Annotated in this window: 17 protein-coding genes and 1 pseudogene; 10 read left to right on the top strand and 8 right to left on the bottom strand. The window is 65.5% G+C overall.

Going from position 1 to position 15560, the window contains the following annotated elements; all coding sequences use genetic code 11:
• The 4 genes from A9X03_RS16160 to A9X03_RS16145 all read right to left on the bottom strand — a co-directional run.
• Positions 1 to 213 (bottom strand): helix-turn-helix domain-containing protein (locus A9X03_RS16160; RefSeq protein WP_156746570.1); only part of this gene is annotated, 213 nt, incomplete at its 3' end.
• Positions 210 to 983 (bottom strand): SDR family NAD(P)-dependent oxidoreductase, encoded by a 774-nt coding sequence (locus A9X03_RS16155; RefSeq protein ID WP_067747169.1) that lies wholly within the window; start codon positions 981 to 983, stop codon positions 210 to 212. The genes A9X03_RS16155 and A9X03_RS16160, both read right to left, overlap by 4 nt.
• On the bottom strand, positions 980 to 1480 hold the full coding sequence (locus A9X03_RS16150; RefSeq protein WP_068018847.1) for a VOC family protein: 501 nt from the start codon (positions 1478 to 1480) through the stop codon (positions 980 to 982). The genes A9X03_RS16155 and A9X03_RS16150 overlap by 4 nt, the downstream gene beginning before the upstream one ends.
• The gene (locus A9X03_RS16145; protein WP_068261895.1) at positions 1477 to 2556 is read right to left on the bottom strand and encodes a dihydrodipicolinate reductase; all 1080 of its coding nucleotides are present in this window, start codon (positions 2554 to 2556) and stop codon (positions 1477 to 1479) included. The genes A9X03_RS16150 and A9X03_RS16145 overlap by 4 nt, the downstream gene beginning before the upstream one ends.
• Positions 2557 to 2656: 100 nt before the next feature.
• Between A9X03_RS16145 and A9X03_RS16140 the strand changes: the two genes are divergently transcribed.
• Entirely contained in the window at positions 2657 to 3514 is an 858-nt protein-coding gene (locus A9X03_RS16140; protein WP_068261892.1) for an SDR family NAD(P)-dependent oxidoreductase, read from the top strand.
• A 2-nt stretch (positions 3515 to 3516) separates the two neighbouring features.
• A complete protein-coding gene (locus tag A9X03_RS16135; RefSeq protein ID WP_231975402.1) occupies positions 3517 to 3909 on the top strand; it encodes a DUF1330 domain-containing protein in 393 nt (130 codons plus the stop codon).
• A 25-nt stretch (positions 3910 to 3934) separates the two neighbouring features.
• Here the strand turns inward: A9X03_RS16135 and A9X03_RS16130 are convergent, their stop codons facing one another.
• The gene (locus A9X03_RS16130; protein WP_068261889.1) at positions 3935 to 4432 is read right to left on the bottom strand and encodes an adenosine-specific kinase; all 498 of its coding nucleotides are present in this window, start codon (positions 4430 to 4432) and stop codon (positions 3935 to 3937) included.
• Positions 4433 to 4770: 338 nt separating this feature from the next.
• On the opposite strand from A9X03_RS16130, the gene A9X03_RS16125 reads away from it, so the two are divergent.
• The 5 genes from A9X03_RS16125 to A9X03_RS16105 all read left to right on the top strand — a co-directional run bounded on the left by A9X03_RS16125 (position 4771) and on the right by A9X03_RS16105 (position 10199).
• Complete coding sequence (locus A9X03_RS16125) at positions 4771 to 5847, top strand: SDR family oxidoreductase (RefSeq protein ID WP_068261886.1); 1077 nt, start codon at positions 4771 to 4773, stop codon at positions 5845 to 5847.
• Positions 5848 to 5889: 42 nt separating this feature from the next.
• Positions 5890 to 7245, top strand: a complete 1356-nt coding sequence (locus A9X03_RS16120) for a wax ester/triacylglycerol synthase family O-acyltransferase (protein ID WP_067747184.1) — start codon at positions 5890 to 5892, stop codon at positions 7243 to 7245.
• Between the two features lie 7 nt (positions 7246 to 7252).
• Positions 7253 to 7738 carry an NUDIX domain-containing protein gene (locus tag A9X03_RS16115; RefSeq protein ID WP_068261884.1) on the top strand — a complete coding sequence of 162 codons (486 nt, stop codon included), beginning with the start codon at positions 7253 to 7255 and terminating at the stop codon, positions 7736 to 7738.
• Between the two features lie 45 nt (positions 7739 to 7783).
• Positions 7784 to 9010: a cytochrome P450 gene (locus A9X03_RS16110; RefSeq protein WP_068261881.1), complete on the top strand. Its 1227-nt coding sequence runs from the start codon at positions 7784 to 7786 to the stop codon at positions 9008 to 9010.
• A gap of 139 nt (positions 9011 to 9149) precedes the next feature.
• A complete protein-coding gene (locus A9X03_RS16105; RefSeq protein WP_068261879.1) occupies positions 9150 to 10199 on the top strand; it encodes a hypothetical protein in 1050 nt (349 codons plus the stop codon).
• A gap of 228 nt (positions 10200 to 10427) precedes the next feature.
• Here the strand turns inward: A9X03_RS16105 and A9X03_RS16100 are convergent, their stop codons facing one another.
• Positions 10428 to 10796, bottom strand: a complete 369-nt coding sequence (locus A9X03_RS16100; protein WP_067747243.1) for a hypothetical protein — start codon at positions 10794 to 10796, stop codon at positions 10428 to 10430.
• A gap of 151 nt (positions 10797 to 10947) precedes the next feature.
• Here A9X03_RS16100 and A9X03_RS16095 point away from each other — a divergent pair, with 151 nt between their 5' ends.
• Positions 10948 to 11238 (top strand): hypothetical protein, encoded by a 291-nt coding sequence (locus tag A9X03_RS16095; protein ID WP_067747192.1) that lies wholly within the window; start codon positions 10948 to 10950, stop codon positions 11236 to 11238.
• A 25-nt stretch (positions 11239 to 11263) separates the two neighbouring features.
• Here A9X03_RS16095 and A9X03_RS16090 read toward each other — a convergent pair whose 3' ends face one another.
• Positions 11264 to 12334, bottom strand: a complete 1071-nt coding sequence (locus A9X03_RS16090) for an ATP-dependent DNA ligase (protein ID WP_067747193.1) — start codon at positions 12332 to 12334, stop codon at positions 11264 to 11266.
• 26 nt (positions 12335 to 12360) lie between these two features.
• Here A9X03_RS16090 and ligD point away from each other — a divergent pair, with 26 nt between their 5' ends.
• Positions 12361 to 13398, top strand: coding sequence for a non-homologous end-joining DNA ligase (gene ligD / locus A9X03_RS16085; protein WP_067747197.1), 1038 nt, complete (start codon positions 12361 to 12363; stop codon positions 13396 to 13398).
• Positions 13399 to 14205: 807 nt separating this feature from the next.
• Here ligD and A9X03_RS30625 read toward each other — a convergent pair.
• Positions 14206 to 14328: a hypothetical protein gene (locus tag A9X03_RS30625; RefSeq protein WP_255369195.1), complete on the bottom strand. Its 123-nt coding sequence runs from the start codon at positions 14326 to 14328 to the stop codon at positions 14206 to 14208.
• Between the two features lie 596 nt (positions 14329 to 14924).
• Between A9X03_RS30625 and A9X03_RS16075 the strand changes: the two are divergent.
• A pseudogene (locus A9X03_RS16075) lies at positions 14925 to 15560 on the top strand (hypothetical protein); the annotation flags it as partial.

Below are 15560 nucleotides of genomic sequence, written 5' to 3'. Positions count from 1 at the left end.
CGCGGCGCCACCGTGGCGAACGGGGGCCAGCAGCAGCTCTTCCTTCGTTGGCACGTGCCGGAAGAAGGTGCGCGGCGAAACGCCCGCGGCGGCCGCGATTTCCTCGGTCGTCACGGCGTCGTATCCGCGTTCGACGAACAGCCGGAACGCCGCGCGCCTGATGTCGGCCCGGATCTGTGCGCGCTGCCGATCGCGCAGCGACTGCCCGCTCACCGGAAGCAGCCGATTCCACCGTCGACGTGGATGGTCTGGCCGGTGATGAACGTCGCGTCGGTGCCCAGCAGGAAGGCCACCAGCGCGCCGACGTCGGTGCGGACATCGCCGATGCGCTTCATCGGGACGCGGCTCACCGCCTTCGCATAATCCTTGGGCGCGAACTGTTTCCAGAGCTTGACACCGTCCGACTCGGCGAACGGGCAGATCACGTTGACGCGGATGTTGTCACGTCCCCATTCGAGGGCGGCGACCTTCGACAGGCCCCGGATGGCCTCCTTGGCGGCGGCATACCCGCCCCATCTCGGTTCGCCGCCGGTCCCCGTCCCCGAGCCCAGGTTGACGATCGAGCCGCCCCCGGCCGCGACCATCACGGGGTGCACGGCCTGCATCAGCAGGAAGGTCGCCCGCGGCCCGACGTCGTGACCGAGCGCGAAATCCTCGGTGGTGATGTCGACGAACGCCTTGGGTTCGTTGGTGGCGATCGCGTTGTTGACCAGGCCGTGGACGGTGCCGAAGGCGTCGACCGCGGCGGCCACGATGCGTTGGGCGCTGTCCGGGTCGCGCAGGTCGGCGGTCAGCTTCTCGACGGGGCCCATCGAGGAGAGCTCCGCCGTTGTCGTGCCGAGCAACTCGTGCTGAATGTCGACCAGCAGCACCGCGGCGCCGCGTTCCAGCAGGGCGGCGGCGACACCCTTGCCGACGCCCTGGGCGGCGCCGGTGACGACGGCGACGTGGCCCTGCATCGAGGAGGGGTGCGAGTAGGTCATTCGGCCGGCCCCAGCCGCAGCGGTACCCCGCGGTGCATCTCGTAGGTGCTGCGGGCACCGTCGGGGAGTTCGATGAACTCGACCGCCGTCCCATCCGGGTCCTTGACGAAAAACATTCGCACCCCGCCGATTTCGAATGGCTCTTGGTCGGGCGTGTAGCCCGCCGCGGTGACGCGCCGGTGGGTGTCGTCGAGATCGGTCACCGACAGGGAAAAGTTGTGGATGCCGGTGACGCCTCGACGCGCCGGCTTCTGGTCGGGAGGGCCGGCACCCAACGACAGCAATTCGACCATCAGCCCGCCCAGCAGGCCGCCCACCACCCGACCCTCCTGCTTGCGGGTGGCGTGCAGGGCCGCATCGAACGGCTCACCGGAGATGAGGGTTTCGAACACGACCTCCATCCCGAGCAGGTCCCGGTAGAAGGCCAGGGCGCGCTCCATGTCGGTCACACCGACCACGAGGTGACAGAACGAGACGTCGCCGAGGACGCCGGTCATGACGTGGTGAGGCCGGGAGCCGGGCGCCCGGCGAACAGGGGCAGATCGAGGTAGGTCTTGATGCCGGGCTCTGCGGCGCAGACGTCGGGAATGGCATTGACGCAATGGTTGGCCGTGGCCACCACGCCCGGATTCTTCACCAGGCCTTCGGCGATCGTTTCGGGCTGCAGGCCCTTGAAGGTGAGGCTCACGGTCGGATCGCCGGTGATCTCGACCTCGAAGCGTTCGCCGCGCCCGCCGAAATCCCAGCCGGGATCCAGGTTTTCCTCCCCCATCAGCCAGTTGACGGCCGCCGTGATGATGGGTTCGCCGTCGACGAGTGCCTGCCAGCGGAAGCGGCGCGCCGCCACCTTTCCTGTGGTGATCGGGAACGGCGCGTAGTCGATGTCGGCGGTCGCCACGGCGACGTCCTGAATGGTCCGGATGTTCGGGTCGATGCGGAATCCCATGTGATCGGCGATCATTCGCACCGACTGCTTGAAGCCCGCCTCGAGCAGGCCGGCCATCGGGCCCTGCATGGCCTCCTCGGGCGTGCCGCCGAACCCCATGATGTGGCGCACGACATCCGGGGCGTTGTAGGTCCGGATGTCGGAGAACTCCTCGGCGCGGATGTGGGTGACGGCCGAGGAAAGCGAGGACAGCATGAGCGGGAATCGTTCCGTGATGCCCCCGGGGTGGATCCCCGAACCGTGCAGGGTCACTCCGGCGTCGGCCGCGGCTTCGGCGACGGCCCTGTGCCGCGAGTTGTTCGGGTCGGGGTACACCCAACCGACGGGGGTGACCACATTCTTGCCGGACCGCAGGATCGCGATGACTTCGTCGTCGTTGGGCACCAACGGGCTGTACACCACACAGTCTGCATCCAGCGCCAGGATCTCGTCGGCGCTGGACGTGGCGGTGACGCCCAGGTCGTGAGTGCCCAGGATCCGTCCGACGTCGAGGCCGTTCTTCTCGGCGCTGTGTACCCAACAGCCGGCCAGCTCCAGCTCGGGATGATTCAGGACGCAAGCGATGGCCGCCTTGCCGACTCCTCCGGTCGCCCATTGGATGACGCGCAGCTTGGACGGACTACTCATCGCCTGACCTCCGATGCTTTACACGCCGATGACCGAAATGGCACAGTATGACCCGCTGACAGTGACTGTCAACAATGGCTTCGGGTAGGAAGGCCTGCGCATGAGTGTCCTGGACGGCAAGGTCGCGGTCGTCACCGGAACCAGCCGCGGCGTGGGCGTCGGGATCGCCCACGAACTGCTCCGGGCCGGAGCCACAGTCGTCGGCTGTTCGCGCTCACCCCTCGGCGCCATTCCCGGTGTGGAGCCGGACTGGGCGGACCGGGCCTTCCAGAAGGTGTGCGACCAAGGCGACTACCGCCCGATCGACTCGTTCGTCTCCGATGTCGTCGCCGAGCATGGCCGGATCGACATCCTGGTGAACAACGCCGGCGGAACGGTGCCGGCGCCGCACGTCGAGAGCATTCCCGAACTGGTGCAACGCATTCAGGGCGCCCCCGGCAGCGACGACGAGTATGAGCGCACGGCGCTGTTCCACGCGTTCGCGGTCCAGATGAACCTGATCAGCCCGCTGTGGTTCGCCATCCGCGCCTACCGGCAAATGCGCACCCAGGACGGCGTCGGCTGCATCATCAACATCTCCAGCGGGGCAGGGCATCCTGCGGGATCACCGACGCTGGTTTCCTATGGCGCGGCCAAGAGCGGCCTCAACCACCTCACCCGCTCGCTGGCCGAGGAGTGGGGCCCCAAGGTGCGGGTCAACTGCATCGCGCTCGGACCGACGATGACCGAGAACTTCCGGTCCTTCGTGCTGCCCAAGGACGATCCAACGGGCGCAAAGTATTTCGCGGCCGTCCCGCTGCGCCGTGCGGGTGAGCCCGCGGAGGTGGGCAGGGTGTGCGTTTTCCTGGCCGGCGGGGAGGCCGACTTCGTCAACGGCACCACCATCGAGCACGACGGCGGGATGCTGCCGGGCGTGCTGTACGACGCCGGCCTCAAGACCATTACGGATCTGCTCTAATCGTGGCCACGAGCAATCCGCTGGAGCCGACCGCCGAGCAGTTCGCCGCCCTGGCCGCGCGTCCGGCGAATGAACCGGTGGTGATGGTCAACCTGTTGAAGTTCAAGACCCCCGGCGGGGTGGGGGCCTACCAGCGCTACGGCGTGGCGGTGATACCGCACCTGGAGCACGCGGGCGCCGTCGTCCGCTACGCCGGGACAGCACCGACCGTCGTGACCGGCGAGGGCGAACGGCCTTGGTGGGACGCCATTCTCATCGTCGAGTACCCGACTCCGCAGGCGTTCATCGATATGGTGACCGACCCGGGATATCTCCGGGCCCACGAGCACCGTATCGAGGCGCTGGAGCGCGGCGACCTGATCGCGACCTCGACGTGGTCGCTTACGCTCGACTGAGCGGGTCCACGAGACTGCTGAGACCTCAGAGCTTGTAACCGATCGCGCGCAGTAGAGCGTGGCGCTCGGCCACGTCACGATCGCCTTCCACCGCGACGGGAGTCTGCCCGTCGATGACGCCGATGATGCCGCGACCGCGCGGAGACACCGCAACGATGACATCGACCGGATTGGCTGTGGCGCAGTAGATCCCGCAGACCTCTGGAACCGTCTTCACCGGATTGAGGACATTCACCGGAAAGCCGTCACGCAGAAAGACCACGAAGCTGTGCCCGGCCGCGATCGCCAGCGCGGTGCGCGTCGCCAGTTCGACCAGGTCGGCGTCGTTGCCGCTGCGGCGAACCAACCGCGGCCCGGAAGCCTCGCAGAAAGCCACTCCGAACCGCAGCGACGGGCTCACCCCGGCCAGCGCCTCGTGCAGGTCTTCGACCGTCTTGATGAAGTGCGCCTGACCGATGATCACGTTGACATCGTCCGGCTTGTCAACGGCCACCACGTCCCACGTCAACGTTGTTGTCGCCACGAACTCATGCTGCCACCCCTGAGGTCCTGCCGGAAGGCGCGTCCGGCGGCAGCGCCCCTCGGCCCAACGGGGGTAGTCGGCGCACGCGACCCAACGGAGGACCAATGGCGGTCGTCGAGGGTCGAAAGACCCGCCCTAACGCCCCCGTTATTCGATAGCGTCGCTCTTCTACGGAACCCTTTCGGTGGGGGATCAGCGATGAAAACCTCGCTCAATTTCGTCGAGTCCAGACGTTCCGCGCGCGTCCCGCTTGACCAGAGCCGTCCCATCCGCGACGAAGCGCACAGTCTCCCCGCCGCAATTACTTTGACGAATTCGACCGGCCAAGGAGTATAGCGATGACCGTCTTGATGACCGGATTTCCCGGCTTTCTCGGCAGTGCATTGCTGCCGGGCATCCTCAAGCGCACCGGCGACTCGGCAATCTGTGTGGTGCAGCCCAAGTTCGGCGCACTGGCGCAGCGACGCGTGGCGGAATTGAGCTCGGCGGAACCCTTCCTCGAGGGGCGGATTCAGCTCGTGGAAGGCGACATCACCCAGCCGGGGCTCGGCATCGCCGCAGATAACCTCAACGAGGTCACCGAGGCGTGGCACCTGGCGGCTGCATACGACCTGGCGGTGCCCCGCGAGGTGGCGGTCCGGGTCAACGTCAACGGCACCCGAAACGTCCTGGGCGCGCTCGAGCACTGTCCCCGGTTGACGCGCTTGCACTACTTCAGCACCTGCTACGTCAGCGGCCGCTACGCCGGCCCGTTCGGCGAGGACGACCTCGAAGTCGGTGCGCCGTTCAACAACCACTACGAAGAGACCAAGCACCTCGCCGAGGCGGACGTGCGCTGGCACATGTCCGCGGGCATGCCCGCGACGATCTATCGGCCCGCGATCGTTGTCGGCGACAGCCATACCGGGCAGACCCAGAAATTCGACGGGCCCTACTTCGTCATGCAGTGGCTGCTGCGACAGCCCCGGTACGCGGTCCTCCCGATGGTGGGCGACCCCGCGACTACGCGCGTCAACGTGGTCCCGCGCGATTTCGTCGTTGACGCGGTCGGATATCTGAGCGGCCTACCCGGCTCCGAGGGGCGCACCTATCAGCTGGCGGATCCGCATCCGCTCACGGTCGAGGAGATGACGGATGCGCTGGCCCAGGCGACGGGCCGCGAACTCCTCAAGGTTTCGTTGCCCCTGAGAATGACCAAAGCCGCATTAGCACACGTCCCGGGGCTCTACCGCTTGATGCGAATTCCCCCCGAAGCAGTCGATTACTTCGTCCAACCCACCTTCTACCTGACCGATCATTGCCGGGCTGATCTCGCAGGAAGTGGTATCGAGGCGCCCGCGTTCGGCAGCTATGTCGATCGGCTCGTCGAATACATGCGTCGCCATCCGAACGTCGGCTCGGCCGCGATGTTCTGAAGAGCGCCTTCGTCCCGACGCCAGTCGCGGTCTAATTGGTGGATGGAACTGATGATGCCCACCGACGCGATATTCCTGCTGGGAGAGTCGCGGGAACATCCCATGCACGTCGGCGGCTTGCAATTGTTCGAGCTGCCGAGCGGCGCGGGCAGCGGCTTCGTCCGGGAGCTCTACGACCGTTTGGTGGCGCAGGATGATTTCCAGCCGACATTTCGCAAGCATCCGGCGACGTTCGTCGGCGGCATCGCCAACCTGGGCTGGTCCTACGACAAAGACGTCGACGTGGACTATCACGTCCGGCGTTCGGCGGTACCGTCGCCCGGGCGCATTCGTGAATTGCTCGAGCTGACTTCGCGGTGGCACAGCAGCCTGCTGGATCGTCACCGTCCGCTGTGGGAGACCCACATCATCGAGGGCCTCAAGGATGGCCGGTTCGCCATCTACACCAAGATCCACCACGCCCTGATCGACGGTGTCTCCGCGCAGAAACTCATGCAGCGCGCGCTGTCGACCGACCCCGACGACACCGAGATGCGCGCGCCCTGGAGCTTGCCCAAAAGCAAGCGCAAGAGCAGCCCGGTAAGCCCACTGCGCTCGGCGTTGAGTGCGGCGGGATCCATTGCGGCACTGGCCCCTTCATCGCTTTCGCTGGCGCGGGCGGCGCTGTTCGAGCAGCAGCTGACGTTGCCGTTCGGCGCCCCGCGCACCATGCTGAACGTCAAGATCGGCGGCGCTCGCCGCTGCGCCGCGCAGTCCTGGTCGCTGGACCGGATCAAAAGCGTCAAGAAGGCCGCCGGTGTGACGGTCAACGACGTCGTTTTGGCGATGTGTTCGGGCGCGCTGCGCTACTACCTGCTCGAGCAGAACGCGCTACCGGACACGCCGCTGATCGCGATGGTCCCGGTGAGCCTTCGCACCGAAGACGAGGCCGACGCAGGGGGCAACCTCGTCGGCGCCATCCTGTGCAACCTGGCCACCGACAGCGACGACCCCGCACAACGACTGCAGACCATCAGCGAGTCCATGCGGAGCAACAAGCAGGTGTTCTCGCAGCTGCCTCGGTTCCAGGCGCTGGCGCTGTCCGCGGCCAACACCTCCGCCCTGGCGTTGGCGGCGGTCCCGGGCTGGGTGGCGTCGACGTCGCCACCGTTCAACATCATCATTTCGAACGTCCCGGGGCCTACCCAGCCGATCTACTACGGGGGCGCCCGGCTCGACGGCAACTATCCCCTGTCCATCGCGCTGGACGGGCAGGCGCTGAACATCACGCTGGCCAACAACGCCGGCAACCTGGACTTCGGCCTGGTGGGATGCCGGCGCAGCGTCCCGCACCTGCAGCGCTTGCTCGCGCATTTGGAGTCCTCCCTCAAAGACCTGGAACGCGCCGCCGGAGCCTGATCCGCCGATGCCGAAGTTCAGTGCGGGCGTGCTGTTGTACCGGACCCGCGTCGGCGTCGCCGAGGTCCTGATCGCGCACCCGGGCGGCCCCTTCTGGGCGCGAAAGGACAGCGGCGCCTGGTCGATTCCCAAAGGGGAGTACGCCGATGGCGAGGATCCCTGGGCCGCCGCGCAACGCGAGTTCGCCGAGGAGCTCGGGCTTCCGGTGCCGTTCGGGGCCCGGCTGGACCTCGGCCAGCTGAAACAATCCGGTGGCAAGGTGGTCACCGCCTTCGCCGTCGGCGCCGACCTCGACGCGACCGAGGCGCGCAGCAACACCTTCGAATTGGAGTGGCCGAAGGGGTCGGGCAGGCTGCGCGAGTTCCCGGAAGTCGATCGGGTGGGCTGGTTTCCGGTGGCGCAGGCGCGCGTCAAGCTGCTGAAAGGGCAGCTCGCCTTCCTGGACCGGCTGATGGCGGATCCGCATCTGGCGGGATTACGCGAAGGCGCGTGACATGCGTGGAAATCGACAGGGCCCAACGACGGGCACAATGGCCGCATGACGACCGCACCGACCGAATCCCAGGGGCTGCTGCTGCAGCTGCTGGATCCGGCCAACCGGCCCGACCCGTATCGACTCTGTGCGCGGTTTCGCGACGGCGGAGCGCTGCAGTTGCCGGAGGCCAACCTGGCGGTGTTCTCCAGCTACCGCGATTGCGACGAGGTGTTGCGGCACCCCTGGTCAAGCAGCGACAACGTCAACTCGACGGTCGCCAAGCGGCAGGCCGAGGCCGGCACGGCCCCCCAGAGGCAGGGGCCGCCGGGGTTTTTGTTTCTCGATCCGCCCGATCACACGCGGCTGCGCAGGCTGGTCAGCAAGGCGTTTGCGCCGAAGGTCGTGAGCGCGCTGGAGCCCGACATTCGGTCGCTGGTCGACGGAATGCTCGATCGAATCGCGGAAAAGGGACGCTTTGACGTTGTCGAGGAGTACGCCTATCCGCTGCCGGTGGCGGTGATCTGCCGGCTGCTCGGCGTGCCGCTCGACGACGAGCCACAGTTCAGCCGGGCGTCGGCGTTGCTGGCCCAGGCACTGGACCCGTTTTCGACAATCACCGGCGTGCCACCGGACGTCGCGAACGAGCGGCAACAGGCCGGGGCTTGGCTGCGCGCATACTTTCACGACCTGATCGAGCGCCGTCGTTCACAACCCGGTGCCGACCTGCTGTCGGGTCTGATCGCGGTGGAGGAGTCCGGAGACCAACTGACCGAGGACGAGATCGTCGCGACCTGCAATCTCCTGTTGATCGCCGGACACGAGACCACGGTGAACCTCATCGGAAACGCCGTGTTGGCAATGCTGCGGAGTTCCGTCGAGTGGACCGCTCTGAGCGCCGACCCATACCGAGCGTCGGCGATCGTGGAAGAAACCCTGCGTTACGACCCGCCGGTGCAACTGGTCGGCCGAATTGCCCTCGCCGACATGGCCATTGGCGGCGTAGAGGTGCCCGCGGGCGATGTCATGATGTTGTTGATCGCCGCCGCCCACCGCGACCCGGCGGAGTTCGACCGGCCCGACACCTTCGATCCGGACCGGACGCCCCTGCGGCACTTGGGCTTTGGCCGGGGAGCCCACTACTGCCTGGGAGCACCTCTGGCCCGGCTGGAAGCAGGCGTGGCGCTATCGGCCATTACGGCGCGCTTTCCCAACGCGGGGCTGGACAGCGAGCCGGAGTATAAGGCCAACGTCACGCTGCGGGGATTGTCACGGCTCATGGTCACGGTCTGACCGCCGCGTCGCGCGCGAACCCAGGGCAAGTCATCGTGGCCGCACCTCGACCAAAACCGGATTATCGCGCGGCGGCATATCAATAGTCCTAAACTCCCCTGGTCAGCCGTATCACGACGCAGTCAAGCAGGTAACGGACATGACCAAAGAGAACGAAAAGGGCGACGGCACTTCCGGTCCCGGAAAGGGAGGCGGAAATGGATCAAACGGACCGGGTCCTCGTCTGGTTCCGATCACGCTCGCCGTCTACCGTGATTTGCGTGTCGGCATGGTGGTCATCATGGTGATGCTCGCCGCGGCCGTGATAATCGAAAGGCTTTCGGCCACGTGCTGGCAATTCGCCATCAGCGCTTACTATTACACCTCCGCGCACAGCATCGTCATCGCCGCGCTTCTGGCGCTCGGCGCCCTTTTCATCATGTACAAGGGAAGCAGCGACACCGAGGATGCTCTGTTGAGCTTGGCCGGGGTCTCCGCATTGATAGCAGCGATCGTGCCCCAAGGTCGGCCCTCGTCACTGTGCGGACGGGCTGACCTGCCGCCCGAATACAACGTCGACGCCGTCACTCGGCCCAACGTCTGGGCGGTGGTCATCGGACTGCTTTTGGGTTGGGGCATTGTTTTGTGGCAATCCCCGCGCAACCGCACCGAGCGGACAAGAAGCCCGGGCGGCGTACTGGCGCTGGGTTTGTTCTGGCTGACCATGGTGGTCGGCCTGCTCACCTTCATCTTCGATCACAAGTTTTTCCTGGCGCAGGCGCACGGCGCAGCCGGGTTCCTGCTCCTGTCGACATTCATCGCCACCGTGTTCTGCACCGGATACCTCGTCAAGCGAGAAGATGAGTCGAAATCATCACATCACCGTGCCTACCGGCGGTTCTACCGAGGTATGGCGGTGGTGATGCTCGTGACGTTGATCGCAATCGTCACAGCACATCTCGTGCACCGCGGCTGGGAATTATGGGTGTTGCTGGTCGAGGCACTCCTGATCATCGAGTTCGCCATCTACTGGGTCGTGCAAACCATCGAGCTGTGGGACAGACCCGACCGAAGGGAGCGCCTGCCCGACGATGCCCAGCGGCGGATCGCCGACGCGAGGGCGAAAGGTGGTGGACTGGAGGGATTCAAGTCCGGGCTCGCCGATGTGACGAAGCCAGATGGGCCAGACCGGTTGCTGCCCTTCCTCTGACGGGCCGACCGCACAGCGGAGGTGCCGGGCCGCCGTCCGGCGCTGGGGCACTTGGGCTTTGGTCGGGGCCGGTCTGCACTGCCCGGGCTTTCCCAAGGCCAGCCGGAAACCCATGGCGGCCGATCGGCGATAGCGGTGCTCTGCCCCAACTCCAGGCCGACAGCGGGCCGGAAGCACCGACCGCCGTCGCGCTGCGGGGATCGTCGCGGCTCGCGGCGGCGGGCTAGCTCAGCCGCGCTCCCACGGCGGGCTCTCGCCCATCTTCTTGTAGTACTTGGCCAGGTGGCTCTTGACCCGGTCCACGTCCGTCTTCGGCAGGTCGATACCGCCGCGTGCACCGTCCATGATGGCGCCGGCTGCCATCACCCCGCGCGGCACCGCCTGGAGATCGCCACCCACGACATCGGCGATCAGCAACTTGTACGCCGTGAAGTTGTCCTTCTTCCCGTTGTCGTACCAGACATGGGCGTCGCGATACTTCTGGTTCGGCGCGTCTTCGGCTGCGGCCCACTTGCGCACCCGTTTCTCGGCCGCGTCACCGTCCCATTTGCGGTCGCGGTCGGCCAAGGGCAGATCCTGAAACGCTGTCACTGACATGTAGGTGCGCGTGCCCGTCCCGGCGGCCGTTAAACGTCCCACCTTCATTGGCCCGCCGAACCGGCGGATAAGCGGTAGCGTCATTGGTGCTGGCTGTGCTGTCGGTGGTGTTTGCGCGACGCACCAGCGGCGATGTGAACGGGAGACCACCATGAAGCACTGCATCGTCGGAGGACTGGCCGCCGTGCTGGCGGCCGGAGGTTTGATCGCCGTGGCGCCGCCGGCCAGCGCCGGCTGCCAGTACGGAGGATCGTTCCTCAGCAAATGCGATGGACCCGTCCAGCCAGATGGCACCTGGCAGCGTTGCGTGGGATTCACGCACCTGATCTGGAACGGCGCCAGCTCCTACCTGGTGCCGGATAAGCGCTGCGATCTGATGGGGCCGGACCAACACCCTGGAGATCTGGCCTTCGCCGACCCGCCGACGCACATCGACGGCTGAACCCAAAGGCGGCGAAAGGTCTTCGCTAGCCAGACCCCAGGCCAGGCACGATGTCCCCGAGGCTGAAGGTGACCGGCTGTTCGAGTTGTTCGTAGGTGCACGAGCGCGGTTCCCGATCCGGACGCCACCGGTTGAACTGTGCGGTGTGCCGAAAGCGCCGGCCTTCCATGTGGTCGTAGCGGACCTCGACCACGCGTTCCGGCCGCAGCGGCACGAACGAAAGATCCTTGCCGGCGTTCCAGCGGGAGAATTCGTTCTTGCGCGGCGTTCGTTCGCCGGCCTCGTGGGCGGCCCAGTTCCACGGGTGACCGTCGAAATCGGTGACGAGCGGCTGCAATTCGGTGAATAGGCGTCGCCGCTCAGCCATCGGGAACGCGCCGATCACACCGACGGAGGCGAGCTGACCATCGTCCTGGTAGAGCCCGAGCAGCAGCGATCCGATCGCATCGCCGCCCGACTTGTGCACGCGATACCCGGCGACGACGCAATCGGCGGTGCGCTCGTGCTTGATCTTGAACATGACGCGCTTGTCGGGCTGATAGGTCACGGTCAGTGGCTTGGCGACGACACCGTCGAGGCCGGCCCCCTCGAATTCATCGAACCAACGCTGCGCGAGCTCGATGTCAGTGGTGGCCGGCGTGACATGGATCGACGGGCCCGAGCCCGCCAACGCGTCGACGAGGGCGGCGCGCCGCTCGGCAAACGGTCGCCGCGTGTAATCGTCGTCCCCCAGGGCGAGTAAGTCGAACGCGATGAACGACGCGGGCGTCGCCTCGGCAAGCATGCGCACCCGCGAATCCGCCGGATGGATCCGTTGTTGTAGCGCCTCGAAATCCAGGCCGTGCTCCGTGGCGATGACGATCTCACCGTCGATAACGCAGCGCTGGGGCAGCTCAGCACGCACCGCGGCCACCAGCTCGGGAAAATAGCGCGTCATCGGCCGCTCGTTGCGACTGCCCAGCTCCACTTCGTCGCGGTCACGGAAACAGATGGACCTGAATCCGTCCCATTTGGGTTCGTACGACGCATCCGGCGGGATCGATCGCACCGACTTGGCCAGCATTGGCGACACCGGGGGCATGACGGGTAAGTCCATAGGCCGATTGTGCTGGAATCGTTGGTATGGCTGCTGCAGAAGAGCTCGACGTCGACGGTGTCGCGGTGCGCCTGACCAATCCGGACAAGGTCTACTTCCCCAAGCTGGGCACCAAAGGCACCAAGCGGCGGCTCGTCGAGTACTACAGGGCCGTGGCGGGCGGCCCGATGCTGGACGCGCTCCGCGACCGGCCCACCCACCTGCAGCGCTTCCCGGACGGCATCGATGGCGAGGAGATCTACCAGAAGCGGATTCCGCAGCACCACCCCGACTACCTGCAGACCTGCCGGGTGACGTTCCCGTCCGGACGCACCGCCGACGCGCTGAGGGTGACCCACCCCTCGGCGATCGTGTGGGCGGCACAGATGGGCACCGTCACGTTGCACCCGTGGCAGGTACGCTGCCCGGACACCGACCATCCCGACGAGTTGCGCATCGACCTCGACCCGCAACCCGGAGTCGCGTTCGAGCAGGCGCGGACGGTCGCGGTCGACGTGTTGCGGCCCCTGCTCGATGAGCTCGGTTTGGTCGGGTACCCCAAGACGTCCGGCGGCCGCGGCATTCACGTCTTTCTGCGGATCGCCACGGACTGGGATTTCGTCGAGGTGCGCCGAGCGGGGATCGCCCTGGCCCGTGAGGTGGAACGCCGCGCGCCCGAGGCCGTCACCACGTCGTGGTGGAAAGAAGAACGGGGCGAGCGCATCTTCATCGATTTCAACCAGAACGCTCGGGATCGAACCATGGCCTCTGCGTATTCGGTGCGGCGCACTCCGATAGCGACGGTGTCGACGCCGATGACGTGGGAAGAGCTGGCCGGCGCGGAACCGGACGACTACACGATGGCGACGGTTCCCGATCTGGTGAAGGACCGCCAGGACCCTTGGGCTGCAATGGATGACGTGGCGCAGTCGATCGCGCCCCTGCTCGAGATGGCCGACGCCGACGAAGATCGCGGCCTTGGGGACATGCCCTATCCGCCGAACTACCCCAAGATGCCCGGGGAGCCCAAACGTGTTCAGCCCAGCCGGGATACGGACTTAAAGAAAGACAACAAGTCGAAGTGACCTCGCTCGTGAGCGCTTCCATGCGATTTGTCACAGTGACGGCTGGGTGGTCCAAGCTCGCGCCAGCGCAGCTGGGTCTCTGGTCTTGGAACCTCTGCTAGTTCAAGGCAGCCCGAAATCGACTTGATGTGCAACCGTGCAAAACCGCCGTATGACTAAGCGCGTCGGTACGCGCTGACTGGCACGCCGATGGACCCAAAAGTATTGCGTCCCAACTAAAGCGTGCCAGTCAGCGCGTAGGCCAGCTACGGGGTGCAGGTAATTCCGGTGGCCCCGCCGCTACACGAGAAGGTAGGCAGCGTGCATCCGGAGCTCGTTAATGCGGTGGCGGCCAGTACCAAGCCGAGAACAACCTTGTACTTCAAACGAGACATGACCACTCCGTTCGTTGAGAAGAAATGCTTCGCCCGAGGAGGGTTATTCTACGTGAGCACAACGCGGAACGCTATGGCATTCAACATATTTGCGCTCATTATGTCGTATCAAATGGCGTGAAAGGCCCAACGCGGCTGAAACTTGTTGTGTCACAAAGACTAAGTCAACTCCGAACCGTGAGAATCCCAGCAGCATGAAGACGTCTGGCGATGAGGGATTGCGCAAGGTTGCACAGCAAAAGGTGCGTACGCGACACGCTGCTCAATATGAAAGAGCCTGAAGAGCAGGCAGTTTCATAGCAAAGTGCACCGGATAAGTGGTTGCGCTGACTGGCGGGCTCCATGCCCTCGACGATGCAGTCGATAGCTCGATGTCGACCCAACAGGTGAAGGCCGCCAGTAGCGCAACCCCCTCAACGGCTGCCGGGTGGCTTTACGGCGTGCAGACGAGGCCGCCGGTGCACGAGATGGTCAACGGCACGGTGCAACCCGAGCTTGTTAATGCGGTGAAGGCCAGGACCAGGCCGAGAACAACCTTGTACTTCCAACGAGACATGAACCACTCCATCCCCTGAGGAGAAATGTTACGCCCGAGGAGGGTTATATTACGTGAGTGCAATGCGGAATGCTATGGCATTCACTAAATTTGCGGCGATCTACGTCAGCTGATTGAAGGGGGTCACGGGCCGCCGCCGAGCGGCGTCCCGGCGTGGGTTAATGCGTCGCCGGCGTCTGCTTTGCATTCATTCTCGAAATCGTCCCGCGGGCTCGGAACGCGCGATAAGATGAGGACGCGCGCGATCCGACCTGCATTTCAAACAATGCAGGGCGATGTGGAACGTGTTCGGGGGAAACGACATACGGCTCTAACCGATGGAACACGGCCTTCGTTCGTGTCTCCCGATATCGTCATGCCCATTGCAATCCTGTCGGTGAGCTCGGTAAGCTGACCCAACGACCAACATTGACCGCGCCGGCGGATCCGCACGTGCCAATTCCGGGCCCCATTTACGAACCGCCAACGCTTTGAATGCATTTCACGCAACAGCGCCTGCGAGCGTTGCGGGCTTAAGATTTCAAATCCGGTCAACCCGACCGGGAAAAGTAGGCTTTGCCGCTGTACGGCTGGCGGCTCGCGTGTTGTGCGCGGCGTTGGCCCTCGCGCTTTCTGTCGCGGCCGGTGTCACCGCCGCAACCGTCGCACGCGCCCAGCCGGTTGGCGGTGACGCCGCCGACCGCCTGGTCGGATGGGACACCTACCGTCGGCTGGATCTGTTGCCCTATCTGCACACCGGCACGCAGGCGTTGCAGCTGTCGAGCTTCGACCGCAGCGGCGGTGATTTCGACTTCTCCACCGGCAACCGCAACGGCACCGGCGGATGTTTGGCGTCGGGCGGCGCGGGCTGCGTCGTCGCGGAGGATCGCGGTGCCGGCGAGGTGGATTCGATCTGGTTCACCCGCGACGGCGGCAAGGTGACCCGGATCGGAAACATCCGTGTCGAGCTCGACGGCCGGACGGTATTGGACGCGCCCTTGCAATCGGTGGTCGATGGCGCGCTGGGTGCGCCGTTCGAATGGCCGCTGGTGGCCAACGCGGCGCAGTCGCCGGGCGGGGTGTATATCAAGGTGCCGATGCCCTACCGCGAATCGATGCGCATCAGCGTCACATCCAATCTCGAGTACTACCACGTCGACTATCGCCAATTCTCGACCGCCGAGGGTTTGGGATCGGCGGTGCCCGCCGCGCGCAGTGTGGCGAGCACGTCGATTGCGCGATCGGCGGGTGAG

Source organism: Mycobacterium sp. E1715 (assembly GCF_001667625.1).
GTDB lineage: Bacteria > Actinomycetota > Actinomycetes > Mycobacteriales > Mycobacteriaceae > Mycobacterium.
This window is presented reverse-complemented; position numbering and strand designations above follow the sequence as displayed.

Excerpts from the sequence above, each read along its gene's own strand:
- A9X03_RS16155 (WP_067747169.1), bottom strand. The coding sequence starts at position 983 with ATGACCTACTCGCACCCCTCCTCGATGCAGGGCCACGTCGCCGTCGTC.
- A9X03_RS16150 (WP_068018847.1), bottom strand. The coding sequence starts at position 1,480 with ATGACCGGCGTCCTCGGCGACGTCTCGTTCTGTCACCTCGTGGTCGGT.
- A9X03_RS16145 (WP_068261895.1), bottom strand. The coding sequence starts at position 2,556 with ATGAGTAGTCCGTCCAAGCTGCGCGTCATCCAATGGGCGACCGGAGGA.
- A9X03_RS16140 (WP_068261892.1), top strand. The coding sequence starts at position 2,657 with ATGAGTGTCCTGGACGGCAAGGTCGCGGTCGTCACCGGAACCAGCCGC.
- A9X03_RS16125 (WP_068261886.1), top strand. The coding sequence starts at position 4,771 with ATGACCGTCTTGATGACCGGATTTCCCGGCTTTCTCGGCAGTGCATTG.
- A9X03_RS16120 (WP_067747184.1), top strand. The coding sequence starts at position 5,890 with ATGGAACTGATGATGCCCACCGACGCGATATTCCTGCTGGGAGAGTCG.
- A9X03_RS16115 (WP_068261884.1), top strand. The coding sequence starts at position 7,253 with ATGCCGAAGTTCAGTGCGGGCGTGCTGTTGTACCGGACCCGCGTCGGC.
- A9X03_RS16110 (WP_068261881.1), top strand. The coding sequence starts at position 7,784 with ATGACGACCGCACCGACCGAATCCCAGGGGCTGCTGCTGCAGCTGCTG.
- A9X03_RS16105 (WP_068261879.1), top strand. The coding sequence starts at position 9,150 with ATGACCAAAGAGAACGAAAAGGGCGACGGCACTTCCGGTCCCGGAAAG.
- A9X03_RS16100 (WP_067747243.1), bottom strand. The coding sequence starts at position 10,796 with ATGTCAGTGACAGCGTTTCAGGATCTGCCCTTGGCCGACCGCGACCGC.
- A9X03_RS16095 (WP_067747192.1), top strand. The coding sequence starts at position 10,948 with ATGAAGCACTGCATCGTCGGAGGACTGGCCGCCGTGCTGGCGGCCGGA.
- A9X03_RS16090 (WP_067747193.1), bottom strand. The coding sequence starts at position 12,334 with ATGGACTTACCCGTCATGCCCCCGGTGTCGCCAATGCTGGCCAAGTCG.
- ligD (WP_067747197.1), top strand. The coding sequence starts at position 12,361 with ATGGCTGCTGCAGAAGAGCTCGACGTCGACGGTGTCGCGGTGCGCCTG.
- A9X03_RS30625 (WP_255369195.1), bottom strand. The coding sequence starts at position 14,328 with ATGTCTCGTTGGAAGTACAAGGTTGTTCTCGGCCTGGTCCTGGCCTTC.